The organism is Bdellovibrio sp. HCB290 (assembly GCF_047305925.1).
Lineage (GTDB): Bacteria > Bdellovibrionota > Bdellovibrionia > Bdellovibrionales > Bdellovibrionaceae > Bdellovibrio.
Genome location: NZ_CP178620.1, coordinates 1,816,635 through 1,833,068 on the forward strand (window position 1 = coordinate 1,816,635; position 16,434 = coordinate 1,833,068).

18 protein-coding genes are annotated in these 16,434 nt (G+C 45.7%); 14 read left to right on the forward strand and 4 right to left on the reverse strand.

Annotated elements, in window-relative coordinates; all coding sequences use genetic code 11:
- Positions 1 to 12 precede the first annotated feature (12 nt).
- Positions 13 to 1,056, reverse strand: coding sequence for a rhodanese-related sulfurtransferase (locus ACLVWU_RS09005; protein ID WP_413578656.1), 1,044 nt, complete (start codon positions 1,054 to 1,056; stop codon positions 13 to 15).
- Between the two features lie 200 nt (positions 1,057 to 1,256).
- On the opposite strand from ACLVWU_RS09005, the gene ACLVWU_RS09010 reads away from it, so the two are divergent.
- The 12 genes from ACLVWU_RS09010 (at position 1,257) to ACLVWU_RS09065 (ending at position 10,312) form a co-directional block, all read left to right on the forward strand.
- A complete protein-coding gene (locus ACLVWU_RS09010; RefSeq protein WP_413578657.1) occupies positions 1,257 to 2,864 on the forward strand; it encodes a peptide chain release factor 3 in 1,608 nt (535 codons plus the stop codon).
- Positions 2,864 to 3,754: an ABC transporter ATP-binding protein gene (locus tag ACLVWU_RS09015; RefSeq protein WP_413578658.1), complete on the forward strand. Its 891-nt coding sequence runs from the start codon at positions 2,864 to 2,866 to the stop codon at positions 3,752 to 3,754. Before ACLVWU_RS09010 ends, ACLVWU_RS09015 begins: the two co-directional genes overlap by 1 nt.
- Positions 3,751 to 4,527: an ABC transporter permease gene (locus tag ACLVWU_RS09020; RefSeq protein WP_413578659.1), complete on the forward strand. Its 777-nt coding sequence runs from the start codon at positions 3,751 to 3,753 to the stop codon at positions 4,525 to 4,527. The genes ACLVWU_RS09015 and ACLVWU_RS09020 overlap by 4 nt, the downstream gene beginning before the upstream one ends.
- 94 nt (positions 4,528 to 4,621) lie before the next feature.
- Positions 4,622 to 5,953, forward strand: coding sequence for a signal recognition particle protein (ffh, locus tag ACLVWU_RS09025; RefSeq protein ID WP_413578660.1), 1,332 nt, complete (start codon positions 4,622 to 4,624; stop codon positions 5,951 to 5,953).
- Between the two features lie 68 nt (positions 5,954 to 6,021).
- A complete protein-coding gene (rpsP, locus tag ACLVWU_RS09030) occupies positions 6,022 to 6,270 on the forward strand; it encodes a 30S ribosomal protein S16 (protein ID WP_088614706.1) in 249 nt (82 codons plus the stop codon).
- A 63-nt stretch (positions 6,271 to 6,333) separates the two neighbouring features.
- Positions 6,334 to 6,573, forward strand: a complete 240-nt coding sequence (locus ACLVWU_RS09035) for a KH domain-containing protein (protein ID WP_061835721.1) — start codon at positions 6,334 to 6,336, stop codon at positions 6,571 to 6,573.
- Positions 6,574 to 6,651: 78 nt separating this feature from the next.
- Positions 6,652 to 7,164 carry a ribosome maturation factor RimM gene (gene rimM / locus ACLVWU_RS09040; protein ID WP_413578661.1) on the forward strand — a complete coding sequence of 171 codons (513 nt, stop codon included), beginning with the start codon at positions 6,652 to 6,654 and terminating at the stop codon, positions 7,162 to 7,164.
- Positions 7,165 to 7,992 (forward strand): tRNA (guanosine(37)-N1)-methyltransferase TrmD, encoded by an 828-nt coding sequence (gene trmD, locus ACLVWU_RS09045; protein ID WP_413578662.1) that lies wholly within the window; start codon positions 7,165 to 7,167, stop codon positions 7,990 to 7,992. It begins immediately after the preceding gene.
- Positions 7,985 to 8,566 carry an RNA methyltransferase gene (locus ACLVWU_RS09050; protein WP_413578663.1) on the forward strand — a complete coding sequence of 194 codons (582 nt, stop codon included), beginning with the start codon at positions 7,985 to 7,987 and terminating at the stop codon, positions 8,564 to 8,566. Before trmD ends, ACLVWU_RS09050 begins: the two co-directional genes overlap by 8 nt.
- 50 nt (positions 8,567 to 8,616) lie before the next feature.
- Positions 8,617 to 9,036: a 50S ribosomal protein L19 gene (rplS, locus tag ACLVWU_RS09055; RefSeq protein ID WP_413578664.1), complete on the forward strand. Its 420-nt coding sequence runs from the start codon at positions 8,617 to 8,619 to the stop codon at positions 9,034 to 9,036.
- A gap of 345 nt (positions 9,037 to 9,381) precedes the next feature.
- Positions 9,382 to 9,972 (forward strand): ribonuclease HII, encoded by a 591-nt coding sequence (locus ACLVWU_RS09060; RefSeq protein WP_413578782.1) that lies wholly within the window; start codon positions 9,382 to 9,384, stop codon positions 9,970 to 9,972.
- Positions 9,923 to 10,312 (forward strand): YraN family protein, encoded by a 390-nt coding sequence (locus ACLVWU_RS09065; protein ID WP_413578665.1) that lies wholly within the window; start codon positions 9,923 to 9,925, stop codon positions 10,310 to 10,312. Before ACLVWU_RS09060 ends, ACLVWU_RS09065 begins: the two co-directional genes overlap by 50 nt.
- A gap of 59 nt (positions 10,313 to 10,371) precedes the next feature.
- Here the strand turns inward: ACLVWU_RS09065 and ACLVWU_RS09070 are convergent, their stop codons facing one another.
- The gene (locus ACLVWU_RS09070) at positions 10,372 to 12,762 is read right to left on the reverse strand and encodes an LPS-assembly protein LptD (RefSeq protein ID WP_413578666.1); all 2,391 of its coding nucleotides are present in this window, start codon (positions 12,760 to 12,762) and stop codon (positions 10,372 to 10,374) included.
- Between the two features lie 147 nt (positions 12,763 to 12,909).
- Here ACLVWU_RS09070 and ACLVWU_RS09075 point away from each other — a divergent pair, with 147 nt between their 5' ends.
- On the forward strand, positions 12,910 to 13,236 hold the full coding sequence (locus ACLVWU_RS09075) for an STAS domain-containing protein (protein ID WP_413578667.1): 327 nt from the start codon (positions 12,910 to 12,912) through the stop codon (positions 13,234 to 13,236).
- A 47-nt stretch (positions 13,237 to 13,283) separates the two neighbouring features.
- Here ACLVWU_RS09075 and ACLVWU_RS09080 read toward each other — a convergent pair whose 3' ends face one another.
- Positions 13,284 to 14,396, reverse strand: a complete 1,113-nt coding sequence (locus ACLVWU_RS09080; RefSeq protein WP_413578668.1) for a hypothetical protein — start codon at positions 14,394 to 14,396, stop codon at positions 13,284 to 13,286.
- Between the two features lie 141 nt (positions 14,397 to 14,537).
- On the opposite strand from ACLVWU_RS09080, the gene ACLVWU_RS09085 reads away from it, so the two are divergent.
- Positions 14,538 to 15,131, forward strand: coding sequence for a hypothetical protein (locus ACLVWU_RS09085; protein WP_413578669.1), 594 nt, complete (start codon positions 14,538 to 14,540; stop codon positions 15,129 to 15,131).
- 32 nt (positions 15,132 to 15,163) lie between these two features.
- Here the strand turns inward: ACLVWU_RS09085 and ACLVWU_RS09090 are convergent, their stop codons facing one another.
- On the reverse strand, positions 15,164 to 16,369 hold the full coding sequence (locus ACLVWU_RS09090) for a DsbA family protein (protein ID WP_413578670.1): 1,206 nt from the start codon (positions 16,367 to 16,369) through the stop codon (positions 15,164 to 15,166).
- Positions 16,370 to 16,434: the final 65 nt, after the last annotated feature.

A 16,434-nucleotide genomic window follows, 5' to 3' on the forward strand; every position in this document is an offset into this window, starting at 1 on the left:
CAGACGGAAGATTTACTTTTTAACAGAGACAGTTTCAGCTTCACCCTTGTCGTTCAGTTGAACGACTTTGGTTTTGCTGACGCGGATCGTGGGGATGTCGGTCGCGCCCTCCGCTTTCATTTTCTCGATATTAAACGGTACAACTTGTTTGCGCGCCTTTTTGCCTGGATGAAGTTTAAGTCCGTGAGCACAGTTTCTGGAGCAAGTGTCTTTTTTAAACTCCAGCTCAATACAATTCACGCAAACCATTCCCGGCGAGTCACAACGCAAGCATTCAATTTTGATTTCAGAAGGTTGGCCGCAGTGAGGGCACAGACCGTATTTTTGCGAAGGAGCCAGGTTTTGATCCACGGCCACGCGGTGATCGAATACGAAGCATTCACCTTCATATTGATCGTTCGGATACTCGTTGAGGTAATTCAGGATGCCGCCTTCTAATTGGAAGACATTGTTGTAACCCTTGTCCTGAAGTTCTAAAATCCCTTTTTCACAGCGAATTCCGCCGGTACAAAAGATCAGCATCTTTTTGTCTTTAGAGATCCCCTGTGACTCGATGTACTGAGGGAAGTCTGTGAATTTTTCGATGTTTGGATTCAAAGCACCTTTGAAAGTTCCGATTTTGTATTCGTACCAGTTACGTGTGTCGATCATCACGTAATCGGATTCTTCCTTCATTACTTTATTCCATTCAGAAGGAGTCAGATGGTGATTCACGCCTTCTGGTGGTTGCATTTCAGGAATGCCCGTTGTTACGATCTCGTCGCGGATTTTTACTTTAAATCGACGGAACGGGGATTTATCAGAATAAGAGTCTTTAAAGAATTGAGTGGGTTTCTGGAAGTACTCGCGAACGAACTGCTTCCAGGCTTCAAAGGATTCCACGGTGATGGCTGCGACTGTGGAGTTGTAACCTTCAGTTCCTAAAATGATCAGTCCTTTGACGTTCAGCTCTTCAGCTTTGGTCTCTAGGTCCAATTTAACTTGTTCGGGATTTTCGATTTTTTGGAAGCTATAAAAAGTCGTAACATAATGCTTTTGTGCATTTTCGGTCGTCATATTGTCACCTTCAGTTGTCCTTGCTGGGTTCCAAACCCAGGGGAGTTGTTAGTTCGAAAGGGGTTATAATGCCCCGGTGGTCCTTTGCGCAAGAGGGAAAAAGACTGTGGGCGTTAAATCCATCCCGGGAGGGGATTCCCTTGCCCCGTAAGATATGATCGAATAAAACGATTTTTTATAGCAAATCTAAAGGTTTAAGTATGTTAGCAACACCTGCAATTCAAAAAGAAATCCAAAGACGCCGAACGTTCGCGATCATCTCGCATCCCGATGCTGGTAAGACCACTTTGACGGAAAAGTTACTGTATCACGGGGGCGTGATCCACGAAACCGGAGAAGTGAAGGGCAAGTCGGGCGCAAAGGCCGTAACATCGGACTGGATGGAGCTTGAACGACAAAAGGGTATCTCTATCACGTCATCCGTCATGACGTTTGATTACAACGATCTTCGTGTAAACCTTCTGGATACCCCGGGACATAAGGATTTCTCTGAGGATACCTACCGCGTTTTGATGGCAGTGGACTCTGCCGCGATGTTGATCGACGTTGCCAAGGGTGTGGAAGAACGTACTAAAAAACTTTACGAGGTCTGTCGTCTGCGTAAGATTCCTATTTTCACTTTCGTAAACAAATTGGACCGTGAAGGTAAAGATCCACTGACGTTGATTGACGAAGTCGAGAAAACTTTGAACATGCAATGCTATCCGGTGACTTGGCCTTTGGGTATTGGTCAGCGCTTCCGTGGTATCTACAATCGCCTGACTCAGGAAATATGGATTTATGACCAACGCCGTGAGGAAGTGGAAGATTATCAAAAGATTCCGTTCGTAAAGGGCAAAGACGATCAAATTCTTTACAACTACCTGGATAAGGAATCTGCTGATCAGGTTCTTGAAGAGCTTGATTTGATTGAAGGTGCGCTTCCGCCATTTGACGTGAATGAGTTTCTGACAGGCCAAATTTCTCCTGTGACCTTTGGTTCAGCAAAACAAAACTTCGGCGTGGACACGTTCCTGCAATTTTTCACGAAGTATGCACCAGGGCCACAACCTCGCACAACGAAGGACGACCAGGAGGTTGATCCTTTGGATGCGAAGTTCACCGGCTTTGTATTTAAAATTCAGGCCAATATGGATCGTCGCCACCGTGACCGTATTGCCTTCATCCGTATCTGCTCTGGAAAATTTGAGCGTGGCATGAAAGTTCAGCATTCCCGTTTGGCGCGTGAACTTCGTTTGTCTTACTCTTCCCAGTTCGTTGCAGCTGATAAGGAAACCGTCGATGAAGCCTACGCGGGTGATATCGTCGGTGTCGGTGACACTGGCAACTTTGCGATTGGTGACTGTGTGTCCTCCGCTGGCAAAGTCCAGTTCGAAGATATTCCAAAATTCGCGCCTGAGTTGTTTGGTCGCTTGAGTGTTCGCGACGCCTTGAAACGTCAAAAGCTTCAGGAGGCTCTTCGCCACCTTTCTGAAGAAGGTGCTATCCAATTATTTATTGAACCTCACGTAGGGATGCAGGATCCAATAATCGGAGCGGTCGGTGAGCTTCAATTTGAAGTTCTGCTGCACAGACTTCAAGATGAGTACAATTTGGAAGTTAAGTTGAATCGCCTTCCTTACAGTGTGTGCCGTTGGCCAAGAACAGCAGACGGTAAAGCCGTATCCAGCCTTAAAGGCGGAGCGAATATGGCGGAAGACCTTATCGGAAATCCAGTTGTGTTGGTAAATCAAGAGTGGGATTTGAACTGGTTGAAACGTGAAAATCCAGATGTTGAATTCCAAACCAGTATTTCAAGAGCACGCTAATGTTGCCTTTAAAAATCGATAATTTAAAAAAGAAATACCCGGGCGGCCAAGAGGCCGTGAAGGGTGTTAGTTTTGATGTAAAACCAGGGGAGATCTTTGGTCTCCTGGGGCCTAATGGAGCGGGTAAGACGACTATTATCTCCACGATCACAACACTTGAGGAGCCCTCTAGCGGGGCGGTTGAGGTGTTTGGTCAAGATGTGATGGCTAATCCCCGTTATACCAAGCAACAGTTAGGCGTCGTTCATCAGGAAGTGATCACTTCCGGTTTTTTCAGTGTTGATGAAATTCTAAATTTCCAGTCGGGCTATTACGGCATTCGTAACAACAAAGAACGCATTGATTTTCTGTTACATAAGCTTTCCTTGTACGAGCATCGCCATAAAAAAGTAAAACAGCTTTCCGGCGGTATGAAACGTCGTCTGATGATCGCAAAGGCTTTAGTGCACACACCTCGTTTGCTTTTATTGGACGAGCCCACAGCTGGTGTTGATATCGGTTTGCGCGAAACCTTATGGCAGTTCGTTCAGGAGCTTCGCAAAGAGGGCATGTCGATTCTATTGACCACCCATTACCTAGAGGAAGCAGAACAGCTTTGCGATCGTATTGGCATTATCAACTTGGGTAATTTGGAAGCTTTGGGTGAAACCAAGGAATTGGTTCGCAAATACACGCAAAAGAAAATCCGTCTGACTTTGTCAGAACCATTCGCGTTTAAAACGGACTATATGTTTTTCCAGGAAGGCATGGAATTCATGTTCATGGTGCCGCCAGGAAAAATGATGGGCGAGTTTTTAAATGAACTCCAGGTTCCAGTGAACATTATCAAAGACGTAAAAATCGAAGAGGGTAATCTGGAAGAAGCCTTTATGAAGGTGGTGAGCAAATGATGACTCCATTTATTGCTCTTTTCCGTCGCGAAATTGCGCGTTTTCTAAAGGTGATCGTGCAGACGATTGTTACACCATTCGTTTCATCATTCCTTTATCTGTTGATCTTTGGCGTGTCCTTGGGGGCGACAATGCCCACTCACCAAGGTGTTGCATATCTGTCGTTTTTGATCCCCGGTCTAATGATGATGGGGTTGATGAATAATGCTTTCCAAAATTCATCTTCGTCGATCGTGTCCTCGAAGTTCTCTGGGGATTTGGAAGATCTGCGCGTTGCTCCGATCAGCAATCAGGAAATCATCTGGGCGATGAGTCTGGCAGCTTTGGTGCGCGGCTTTATCGTGGCTTTGATCACGTACATCGTGGGTTCCGTGTTCTGCTGGTATCAGCAGGGTGAGATCCTGACCGTGGCGCATCCGATCTACACGATTTTCTTCGTGGTAGTAGCCGGCTTGATTTTCGCGCTGTTAGGAATTTCCGTGGCATTTTGGGCCACAACATTTGACCAGTTGTCGGCATTTTCAGCGTTCATTCTGCTGCCGTTGACGTATTTGGGTGGGGTGTTTCTGTCTATTGATCACTTGCATCCATTTTGGCAAATGTTGTCGAAGCTGAATCCTCTGCTATATCTGATCAATGGCCTTCGTTATGGCATTATCGGGGTGAGTGACGTGGGAATGGAAGTCGCAGTGCCGGTCTCCATCCTGGGCTTTTTTGTGTTCTATGGTCTTGCGAACTTCAGTTTAAAACGCGGTTCATTCCAGCGTTGGTAACCTGATTTCGACAAGTTGACGCCGGTCGTTAAGGTGAGTTCTTTGTGAATCGGTGTTCTTTGAGTTAATTAATTTCGATCATTCGGAGTAAACGATGTTTGAAAATTTATCTGATAAAATTATGGCGTCCCTAAAAAAGGTTCGTGGTCAAAGCAAGATCACGGAAGCCAATATTGAAGACGTTATCAAGGAAATCCGCTTAAGCTTTCTTGAGGCCGACGTAAATTTTAAAGTCGTTAAAAACTTTATTGATCGCGTGAAGGCAAAAGCCTTGGGCGCCGACGTTCTTCAAAACGTAAATCCTGGTCAGCAATTTGTAAAAATCGTGCACGATGAATTGGTGCAGACTTTGGGTGGCGGAGCTGTTGACATCAACGTTCGCGAAAACCCAAGTGTGATTTTCATGGTCGGTTTACAGGGTGCAGGTAAAACCACATCCTCAGCTAAACTGGCTTTGTATGTTCGTCAGAAGCTGGGCAAAAAGCCCGGTTTGATTCCTGCAGACATCTATCGTCCCGCGGCGATCGATCAGTTGCAGACTCTGGGTAAGCAAAACAATATTCCAACATTTCCAACACCAATTGGCATGAAGCCAGAAGAAATTCTGGAAAAATCCAAGCAATGGGCCCGCGACAATATGGTCGATGTGGTCATCGTCGATACCGCCGGTCGCTTGCAAGTTGACGACGAACTAATGGGCGAGTTGGGGCGCTTAAAAGATATCTGGGCTCCGCAGGAAATACTATTGGTTGCCGATGCGATGCTGGGGCAGCAGTCCGTGAACGTCGCAGAGGGCTTTCATAAGCGCTTAAATCTTACAGGCCTTGTCCTGACCAAGGTAGACGGTGATGCCCGTGGTGGCGCCGCCTTGTCGATTAGAGAAGTCACAGGAATTCCTATCAAGTTTCTGGGTGTCGGCGAGAAGGTGAATGCTCTTGAAGTATTCCATCCGGATCGTCTGGCGGGTCGTATCCTTGATATGGGGGACGTTCTATCCCTAGTGGAAAGAGCGGCTGAAGTTATTGATGAAAAAGCGGCTCGTGATTCTGCTAAGAAGATCATGAAGAATGAATTCACCCTGGATGATTTCCTGGGGCAGATTCAGCAGCTTAAAAAAATGGGCGGTTTTGAAAGCATCTTGAAATTTTTACCAGGTATGGGCGAGATTTCGAAACAGCTTAAGAACATGACTCCACCGGATAATGAGATTAAGAAAATCGAGGCGATCATTCGTTCGATGACTATCCAGGAACGCAATAATCATAAGATTCTTAACGCGTCGCGACGTATGCGCATCGCAAATGGAAGCGGAACCCAGGTTTCCGACGTAAACAAGCTGGTCAAGCAGTTTGAGGACGCAAAAAAGATGATGAGCGGTATGATGAAAATGGGCATGGGCCGTGGCGGGATGAAGTTCCCATTTTAAGGCTTGATATTTTAATTTAAACACAGTACACACTTGAGCTTACTGTTTCGAACAAGAGGTTTAGAAAAATGGCAGTTGTAATTCGTTTGGCTCGTATGGGCGCTAAGCATGATCCTAAATACCGCATCACTGTTGCGGATTCTCGTCGTTATGTGACTGGTAAATTCCTTGAAGTACTTGGTGTTTACAATCCAACTCCACGCGGTAACGATAAAAAGGTCGAGCTTGATCTAGCAAAAGTAGAAGCTTGGATCAAAAAAGGTGCTCAACCTACTGACCGTGTGAAACACGTTATTAAGTTGGCCCAAGGTAAATAAATAGTTGGCATCTGAGTGATATGCGATAAAATATCACTTAGGTAACTTCTCTTGGGGGGTAATATGGATAGCTTGAAAGACCTCGTCGAATTTATGGCGAAGTCCCTTGTTGATAAGCCTGATAATGTTGAAGTGGATGAAATTCCAGGTCAACAAACGACTCTACTTGCTCTTAAGGTAGATAAAGAAGATCTTGGTAAGGTTATCGGCAAACAAGGTAAAACTGCAGCGGCGATGAGAACTATCATTCGCGCGGCAGGTACTAAGCTGAATAAACGCTATCACTTGGATATCGTTGAATAGTATTCAGAAAAATTAAAATTTCGATTCTTAGGGAAGGGGTTGTGTTACACAACCCCTTTCTGTTTCTTGAGGTGGTTCATGAAGTTGGTTGGTAAAGTCAGAGAAGCGCACGGCTTAAAGGGCGATTTATACGTTCTTATTTTCTCAGGTGAGATCACTTGGGCCAAGCGCATGAAGAAATTCGTTCTGCGCGGTAAAGATGGTTCTGCATCTGAATTCACTGTTGAGCGCACAAAGCCTTTCAAAAAAGGTCTTATCGTAAAAGCCGCTGAAATCGCGGATCGTACGGCGGCTGAGGGTGTTGAGCACATGGAATTCCTGATCGACGAGGAATTGTTGGTTTCAAAACCTGGCGAGACAATTTATTTGAATGAAATCAAAAACTTCAAATTGAAAGATCCGGAACAAACAGTATTGGGTGAAATCGTGGGTTTCTCCAGTAACGGAGTTCAGGATCTATTGGTGGTTGAAGCTAACGGCAAGAAAGTGGAAATCCCTTTCGTGGATGCTTTCATCAAAAAAATCGATTTCAAACACCAAGCCGTGGTGATGGATTTGCCAGAAGGCTTGTTCGATCTAGAGAATAAGTAAATGCTCAAAATTGATGTGATCACTCTTTTCCCTGAGATGATTCAGAATGCTGTGTCTTACGGTGTTCTGGGGCAAGCTCTGAAGAGTGATCGCCTCGAAGTAAAAGCTCACACACCTCGTGAGTTTGCCGCGGATCGCCACAAGACTGTGGATGATCGTCCCTTCGGTGGCGGTGATGGCATGATCATGCTGGCCGAAACCCTGGAAAAAACAATTCACAAAGTGAAACATAACAATTCAAAGGTGATATATCTTTCTCCGCAAGGCGAAGTGCTCACTGACGAAAAAGCCCGGGACTTGGCAAAAGCCGAACACCTGATCTTGATCTGTGGTCGCTATGGCGGCATCGATCAGCGTATTATCAATGCTCACGTCGATGAGGAAATATCGATCGGGGACTATGTTCTGTCCGGTGGTGAGTTGGGTGCCCTGGTTGTCGTGGATGCACTGTCGCGTTTTATTCCGGGAGTGTTGGGGCATGAACAGAGTGCCGACAAAGACAGCTTTTCTGCAGGATTATTGGAGCATCCCAATTTCACTCGGCCGCGCGAATTCGCAGGCGAAGTGGTTCCTGAAATTCTTTTGGGTGGAAATCACAAATTGATCGGGGAGTGGAAGGAAAAAGTTTCGGCTCTGGTGACATTGGTGAAGCGCCCGGATCTGTTTCAGTCCTATCTGGAAAAAGAGAATGAAAAGTACCGTGCTCTTAAAAAGAAAAAGACGGAAGCTCCCTTGAAAGAGCTTAAAAAATTTTGGATGAATATGTCCAAGTCCGAACGCCAGATCCTGGGGTTGTCTGAACTTGGTGAGGAAGATTTCAATGGCTGAAAATTCAACTTATGTTCCGCGTCTGGCGATTGGCCTGGTTCACTATCCGGTGCGGGATCGTCAGAATAAAACCGTGGCGACCAATATCACTAATTTCGATATCCATGATATTGCGAGAGCGGCTCAGACTTTCGGGGTGGAAAAATATTACATTATCCATCCGATGAAAGAGCAGCTGATGTTTGTGGACCGCGTATTGGACCACTGGCGCACAGGACAGGGCTCAGCATACAATCCGATGAGAAAGACTGCCCTGGGCTCTGTAAAAGCTATTGAGAGTGTTGAGAAGGCTATCGAGGACTGGAATACTCCTGGGGCTCTTTTAATTTCGACTTCGGCTCGGGAAGAGGGCTTAAAAAAGTACTCGTTTAGCGAGCTGCGTCATGAGATGCACGTAGAAAAAAAGCCTGTATTCATGTTATTTGGTACAGGCAACGGCATGACAACAGAGCTTCTAAGATCCTGCTCCGGAGTATTAGAAAGCATTAGGGGGGCTCCCCCGCAAGACTACCGCCATCTTTCTGTGAGATCGGCAGTAAGTATCTGTCTTGACCGCGTAATGGGTCCATGGTAGACCCTTGTTTTACTTTTTGTGAAAATTTGATTGGCATAAGGGACTAAGCAATGGCTAAAGCTGTAAAAAAGACTGTAAAAAAAGCAAAATCTGAAGTTAAAGAAACTAACCTGGTTCGTCGCGTAAGCATTAAAGCTGCTAACAAAAGCATCCAAGCTTTCGACTCTGGCGACACTGTTAACGTATACGTTAAAGTAAAAGAAGGCGAAAAAGAACGCGTTCAGCTTTACAAAGGTATCGTAACTAAAATCCAAGGTGCGGGCGCTGCGAAATCTTTCACAGTTCGTAAAATCTCTGCGGGTGTAGGCGTTGAAAGAACATTCCCGTTCAACTCTCCAATTTTGGAAAAAGTTGAATTGGTAAACATCGGTAAAGTACGTCGTTCTAAACTTTACTTCCTTCGCAACCTTTCTGGTAAAGCTGCGAAAATCGAATCTGAATTGGCATCTCCAGTTTCTGCTGCTGAGTAGTCTTAGATTCCCGAAATTTCTGTAAATGAAATTTTCCAAGACCTGGTTCTGACGAACCAGGTCTTTTTCTTTTTTCCAGTGACCACTGGAACCCCCTCTGTCTAAAATCACCCGGACTCGACATCTAGATAAAACATCACAACGGCGGATAAGACGGGCATGGCTAAACTTAGCAAATCATCAGCGAAGAAATCTAAAATCACAGCAAAATCATCTGCAGGCAAAAGCTCTGCTGGCAAGGCTGTGAAGTATGCTGCGGCTGAAAAGTCATCGCGTGCGGCGAAGTCTTTGACTGTGGTGAAAGCCAAGAAGACGGCAAAGCCCAAAAAGAATCTGGATCTGCCGATGGTGGAGTGGCGTGAGTTTTCACCGACTCCGATTATTGGTGTTGATGAAGTGGGGCGTGGATGTCTGGCGGGGCCTGTTTACGCAGCGGCCGTGATTTTTGAATCCGCAGAATTGCAGGATTTGGTCACCGACTCGAAACTTCTGTCCGAAGAGCGTCGTGAAGAACTGGCTGTCTTGATTAAGCAAAAACATAAAGTGGGTATTGGTTCTGCAAGCGTTGAGGAGATCGACGAGTTAAATATTTTGCAGGCATCGTTGCTGGCTATGAAGCGCGCTATTGAAGCTTTGGGCGTGAGTGGTGGTCACGTGCTGGTGGATGGAAATCAAAAGATTCCGAAACTGGCGGGCTATCAGCAAACGACAGTGATTAAAGGTGATCTTCGTGTGGCGCCGATTTCGGCGGCTTCGATTGTGGCAAAAGTGACTCGTGATAACTTGATGAAAGAGTTAGGAGCGAAATACCCAGCCTATGGATTCGAAGGACACAAAGGTTACTCAACCCCAGTACATAAAAAATCAATCGTCGAGCACGGACCGTGTGAAGAACACCGCAAGTCCTTTGCCGGCGTCAAAGAATACGTCCGCTAAGAAAATCCACTGGGCGCACGAACGTGGCGTCCAGTCTGAAGAATTTGTTTCCAAGTACTATATCAATCGAAATTATCTTCTTTTAAAACAGCGCGTGAAAACGCCTTTCGCTGAAATCGATTTGCTGTTTCAAACTCCGGATCGAAAGAAATTACTGATGGTTGAAGTGAAAACCGCAAATCAGACCACGTTCTATAATGCGCGAATTTCTCCAAGACAGAAGTATCGATTAATGGGAGCCGCGACGTTTTTGGCGTCACGTTTTAATTGTCTTGTTGAAGTTCATTGGGCCTTTGTTACTCGCTTTGGGGAAATTACCATCATAGATGATGTAACATAATGGTTGCATGACTTAAGTTTTTACGGCTGCATTCGCGACAGCACTGTTCGGCCAATTGGCTAGAAGCCGAATTGGTCCAAGGCTTCTGGTGGAATTGGTGGTTTCAAGTTTCCGTCGAAGTTGAACTCGAAATTCAAACGTAGGTTGGTGTCACCACCAGTGATTTGATCCTGAATGAAGGTGATCATCCAACAATCTCCAGGTGGTTTGAACTGGGCAATATAGGCCCAGGATTTTGGATTTCTAACGCCAGAGTTTTGAGTATTGGCATCGTAAACCAGACGGCCCATTAGATTTATATAGCGGGAAATGAAACCTGCGGAAAATGTCCAATCCTCTGTTCGGCTGGATTCATCAACGGCCTTACCCGGAGCGATCTTATACTGTTGGGTCAGTGCCACTTGAGCAAACTGACCTTTTTCATTCAATGCACGAACGCGCGACGAGGCGTTCGTGACACCGTGATAGGGATAGTAATTGAAGATAGAATAAGTTTGAAATCTTGGCAGGCGCACATCCAGGATGGCACTTAAGTCAGACCAAGGCTCCGCCTGGGACTTATTGCTTTGAGTGCCATCATAGGATTGGGCCAGCTTTAAATATCCAATCTGCTGGTACTCAGGTCGATCTCCGATCCAGGATTTACGAATCAATTTATTCGTCAACGCCAACGTCACAAGGTTGCGATCGTATACCCGGTCGGTGTAGTCAAATTGCAAACCATAGTCTGAGCCCAAATCCAGATCGGAAATGGAGTCTGTCGAGGTGTAGGGGGCATCGTTGGATTGCCCTTGGCCATAGAATGGATGGCGGCCCTGATCGATCCATGGAATATTGGTATAGGAAATCTCTGGAATGATTTCGTGCTTAATGCGGGTGGCTTTGGCATCGATGCGATCTCCGTAGATGCGACTGAAATCCATGCGTCCCGCAAGTTCTGTCCGTGCATATCTGCGCACATAATATTTCTCATCACCGACTTCAAAGCTATAGTGAGTTTCTCGGTAGCTCACCCGTGGCAGAACATCTACTCCGTCGGCAACTTTTATCGGGTAAGACAAGGTGGGAACGAAATCCAAACGTTGACCGGTACGGATAAGGTCTGTTTCCGGATCATAGGTGCCGTCATAAACTTTATGACAGTTAGGATTGTCGGACCACTTAGGCGTATTGCATGAATTCTTAACGTAGCGAATGCGGTTTCCATTAGTAGGATCCGTATAATAGACCATGTCGTCGTAAGCTTGACCCGCACGTGTAAAGTTCACGTAGTCCAGATTCAAGGTGTAGACGAAGTTTGTTTCACCGATGTTTTTTTCAACTGACGACCAGCGAATTTCAGGCAGTCGATGAACGGCATCTTCGTTGTTTGAAAGCGGATTTGATTGTAAAAGATTGTAGTAGTAGGACGTGTCCACATTGAAATGTGTATCTTTTGAATTTTTGGTGACGGAAACCCGGCTCTCCATGGAGGAGTCACCATAGTTCATTGTTTCCAGTGGGAAGTCTTTGGGGTATTGCAGATCGCTCGCAAGATTGATGCTTGATCGGTGGATATAGCTGCCAGGCATGTCGTAGTAGTGGTCGTACTTTAGGTACCAGCGATCAAGGGGTTTGCCGATGTCATTCGGCGAACGAAATCTATTAAGAAGTTGGTCATTACCAAATGACTTGTCATACACGGAGGCCGTGGAGAGGGTTCCTTCGCTGTCTTCATTCAAAGCATAGCGATATTCCAGCATTCCCTTAAGACCACGCTTTTCGTAGTTTTTCAGAGTGATCGTGGCATCCGTGCTGCGCGAAATCGCCCAGAAGTAGGGAAGGTAGGCCGTGAAGCCCCCCTTGTCAGACAATTCAAATCCTGGAGTTAGCACGCCAGACTGTCGGTCACTTTTTAGTGGTACAACCAGATAGGGGAACCAGAATACTGGAATATCAGAGATGCGAAGGATGGCATTCTTGATGTATGCGTATCCACCCATTTCAGCGCGAACTGTAGAACCGGAAAAACTCCAGGATGCTGGGCAGTTCGTACAGGTTGTATAGTCGGCATCGCTGACGATGAATTCTTGTGGTCCGGTTTTTTCCAGGACGCTGCCTGAAAATGCAACGGGACCGGAGGAGACGTATCCATCGTAGATAATGCCTGTGTTGTTTTCGTAATCGAGTTTTACGTGGGATCCAGCGATGGTGTTTTTCATGTCGCTGATTTCGACATTTCCATAAAGCTCGGCACGATGAGTGCGCAACTGGACTGTGGCTTTGTCCGCTTTGATATGTTGCCCCTGATAAACGATTTGAACATTGCCTTCGAGTTCAACTGTTTCTTTCTCGTTATCCCGGAACATGCTGTCAGCATTAAGCAAAATGCCCTGAATTTTTGCTGCAGGTGTTTCTACGGACTGGGCCGCAGAAGGTGTCGCATAGGACATGATTAGAGATATAAACAAGATGACCGAACAAAGTTGCACCAAACTATGGTAGGGAGTCTTTGGCCCTTTGTCGAGGATGAAATTTGGACTCAAAACGGCATGAAATTAAGCCGTTAAGTAGCTTGTCATTGTCTGGGAGATAATGAAGTGCAGAAAGGGATTTCCATGGAATTAAAACTCGTTTTGGACGGGGATATCACGATCATTTCTCTGAGTGGGCGAATTGAGATTGAAAAGACTCAATCTTTCAAGAAGGCTTGCATGACTACCCTGGCGGACAAGAAAGTTGTGTTCTGCATGAAAAACCTGAATTTCGTGGGATCTTCGGGGATACAGTCGTTCTTTGGTTTGTTGAATGAATTGAATGTCGAGAAGCAGTTGAATGTGAAAATTGCGGGGTTGAATCCTGATTTCCAGCGCCTTTTCGCCTTTTCGCAATGCCCGGCGCTGGAAGTGCATGAAAGCATCGAAGGTGCTCTACAAAGCTTTTAGTCCCACGCGGGCGGACGGCAGTCCGTCTTCGCCGAGGCTTCGGCGGACTATTTTCTTAAATCGTTTAGTTTCTGACTGAGCTCAAGGTTTAGGCGCTCCAAAGCGGCCGCTGCAACCTTGAGTTTTTCATTTTCTTCGTTCTTGGCGTTCCACATGTAGCGAAGACTTTCCAATTGCTCAAAATACTGGCGATTTTCTCTTTCCAGTTTTTCGATTACTTCTTGATCTTGCACCACGCGGATTTGTAGATCGGCATGCTCCACGCCCAGCTTTTGATTCTGACGCGTAAGCTCCGTCATGCGCTCTTGCTGGCGGTTGATTTCCTGCTCAAGACGGTGGCGGATTTCCTCTTTGCTACGACGAACGACAACCAGTTCATTCTCCAATGTATCCTGGCGTTCCAATGCGGAATGTAGCTTTGCCGTTTTCACCTCAAGATCTTCTTGAGCTTGATGCAGTACTTGAAGTTCTTTCGACATCACCGTGATTTGGTTTTCATAGTGTTGAACCAATTCCTGGGTTTTCTTTTCTGAAATTTCCACTTGGTAGCGGGCATGCTTTGTGACTTCAATAATTTGATGACGTAAATCACGAAGCAGAGCTTCTTTGTGATTCAGGTCTGCTTCAAGTTCGGTGACGCGTACATCTTGAGCTGCAGAGTACTCTTTGAGCTGCGTGATGTAAGGTTTAACCTGAGTTTTGATGCGATCGTGATATTTTTGATGGCGCACCAAATCTGCGTTCATATTCTGAACTTTTTCCTGAAGAGCGCGGAGCTTTTCAGTTTGAACTTCTTTTTCGCGCTCGATCTGATCAACCTTGTGTTTCCACATGTTGTCTTTTTCTCGCCAAACCAAGATCTGATCTGTGACTGAAGATTGAGAAAGTCTGGCTTTCGCAGACTCCTCGCTTAATTTCTGGTTTTCGTTTTCCAGCAAAGAAAGTCGACGAATCGCCACTTTAAGTCGCGCCATCAGGTCTTCGTTCTGGGAAATAAGATTTTCCACAGTAGAAGATTTCAATATTTCTTTTGGAATATGACTGACATCGGCTCTTTTTGGGAGCTCGTCCGGAAGTGGAATTGAAGCCACCGCTTTCGGTTGCTCGAATTCGAAGTCTAGATGTCCTAATTTAGCGCTCTGGAATTGTTCGGTGTCCATAGCCCTCCTCCATGAAGTCTAGGTCGCCCTAAATCCAGTTTCTCAGTATGAGGCAGGTCCGTCAAACCAAAGGCTTAAGACTGGACCTAGGTGGGGTGATTTTGGCTTTATTGTTAAAGAGGAAAATCCGAAAAGCTATTCATGGCTGTTCCAGCAATTAAAGACAATGCCGCTATGGCATCTGAAATTAAGAAACTCGATGATGCGAACCTATTTGATATGGGTACTGTGGATCGATCTGATTTGGGTAGTCCCGAATCGTTTCGATATAAAATCCTGACTTGGGTTTTGGCTGAACGCTACGATCGCGCCATTGAAGAGTTGAAAGACTTTCTTGAGGCTCCATCGGAGTATCCTGATTTCAAAGGTAAAGTGACTCGCTATATTCATCATGGAATTGACCTTATTTATGCGATTAAAGCAAAGAGGGGGTTTCCAGGGATTAACTCTTTGACTCGTGCGAAACAGCAGGAATTGCGAGAAAAATTTAAAGAGCACTTTAAAGAGCTGCAGTATGTTCTTAAAACAATTGAGAAAATTCAAACCGACCTACGCATTACGGATGCGCGTTCAACGATTTATGTCGTGCGAGCTTTGTGTGCTGCATCGCTGGGGATTATAATTTTGGCCTTCTGGTTGGATATCGTGAATGGACTGGCTTCAACCAGTGTCATAGTTTTCGATGATGCCTTTGGTAGGTTGGCTAACTGGTTGGTAGAGCTGGTTGGGTTATAAAAAAAGCCACCTTGCGGGTGGCTTTTTTGTTTTTACTTTTTGATAGCTCGGTAGGTTTCTTCAAGGACTGGTTTAGATTGCCCACCTGTTAAAAGCTTTCCATTCACAAATACTGTTGGCGTTCCTTGGATTTGTGCAACTTCACCTTCTTTAGCCATGGCGCTAATCAATTCCAAGGTAGCTGGATCGCTGGAGCATTTTTTAAGCTCCTCTGCGGCGATGCCAGTGGATGTTGCTACTTGATCTAGAAGTTTATCTAAAACCGGTGCGCCCATGAATTCAGCCTGTTTTTCAAAGATGAAGTCGTGAGCGGCCCAGCCTTTTTGAGCGATTTTTTCAGCACAGAAGACAGAGGCAGCCAATCCACAGCGTACTCCATCGCCACCGCCTTGTACTGCTTTATTGCAAGTTCCGTCGATGGGGAATGGCTTGAATACAAGTTTCACATCCGGGTGACTTTTTACGAATGAATGAATAGGTGGCGCTGCATGCTTGCAGTGCGGACAGAAGAAGTCAGCAAACTCAACGATTGTCATGACTGGCGGTTCTGAACCCAGTTGCAAAGTCAGGCCTTTGTTGTTGTCGAACTGCTGTTCGGGTGCCGACATCCAGTAGCCAACTCTTTCAGCGGAGATTTTCTCCATATCACCAAAACCTTTGGTTTCTGTGTACATAAGGTTGGCAATGAAAGCGAAGACTGGAATTGCCACAAGGGAGCCGAGGAACCATTTGTCGGTAACAAAGCTGTCTTTGATATCTTCGGTAAGATTGCTGACTGACAGATTTGAAGCACCCTTCCAGGCACCCAAGAATGAAATCAGTGAAAGAACGTAAGTGCCGATGCAGACCAGGCAGTAGGTTGTCATTGCTGTTAATGAGATCAAACCCATAACAACTGACCCCATAAGAACCAGAGTGGCCATAAGGAATGCATAACGGGATGTTTTGTCACGATCCATAGTTAGATTCCAGCGCGTAATACTTAAGAGGAAAAGCAGGATCAAGTTTGCGGCAACGCCCCACATAGCCATTGGAATTCCAAGGAAGGATGCAAATTTGCTGGCAGTTACGGTGTCACAGTTGAAGGTTGAGCTGACGTTGCAAAAGGAAGTGCCTTCCAGGGTGCCAAACTTCACAGCATAGAAGTGTTGAGTTAGGTAAGTGTGGCAACCAATAGCGATCAGAGTCGCAATAATGGCAACAAAAAGGAATGCGTTTTTGCTTGATGTGTTTTTCATGCCTTATTGAATCTTAGAATCATGTTTGAAATCAACGAAATTTATGCAAAAATTAAAGCTGCTAT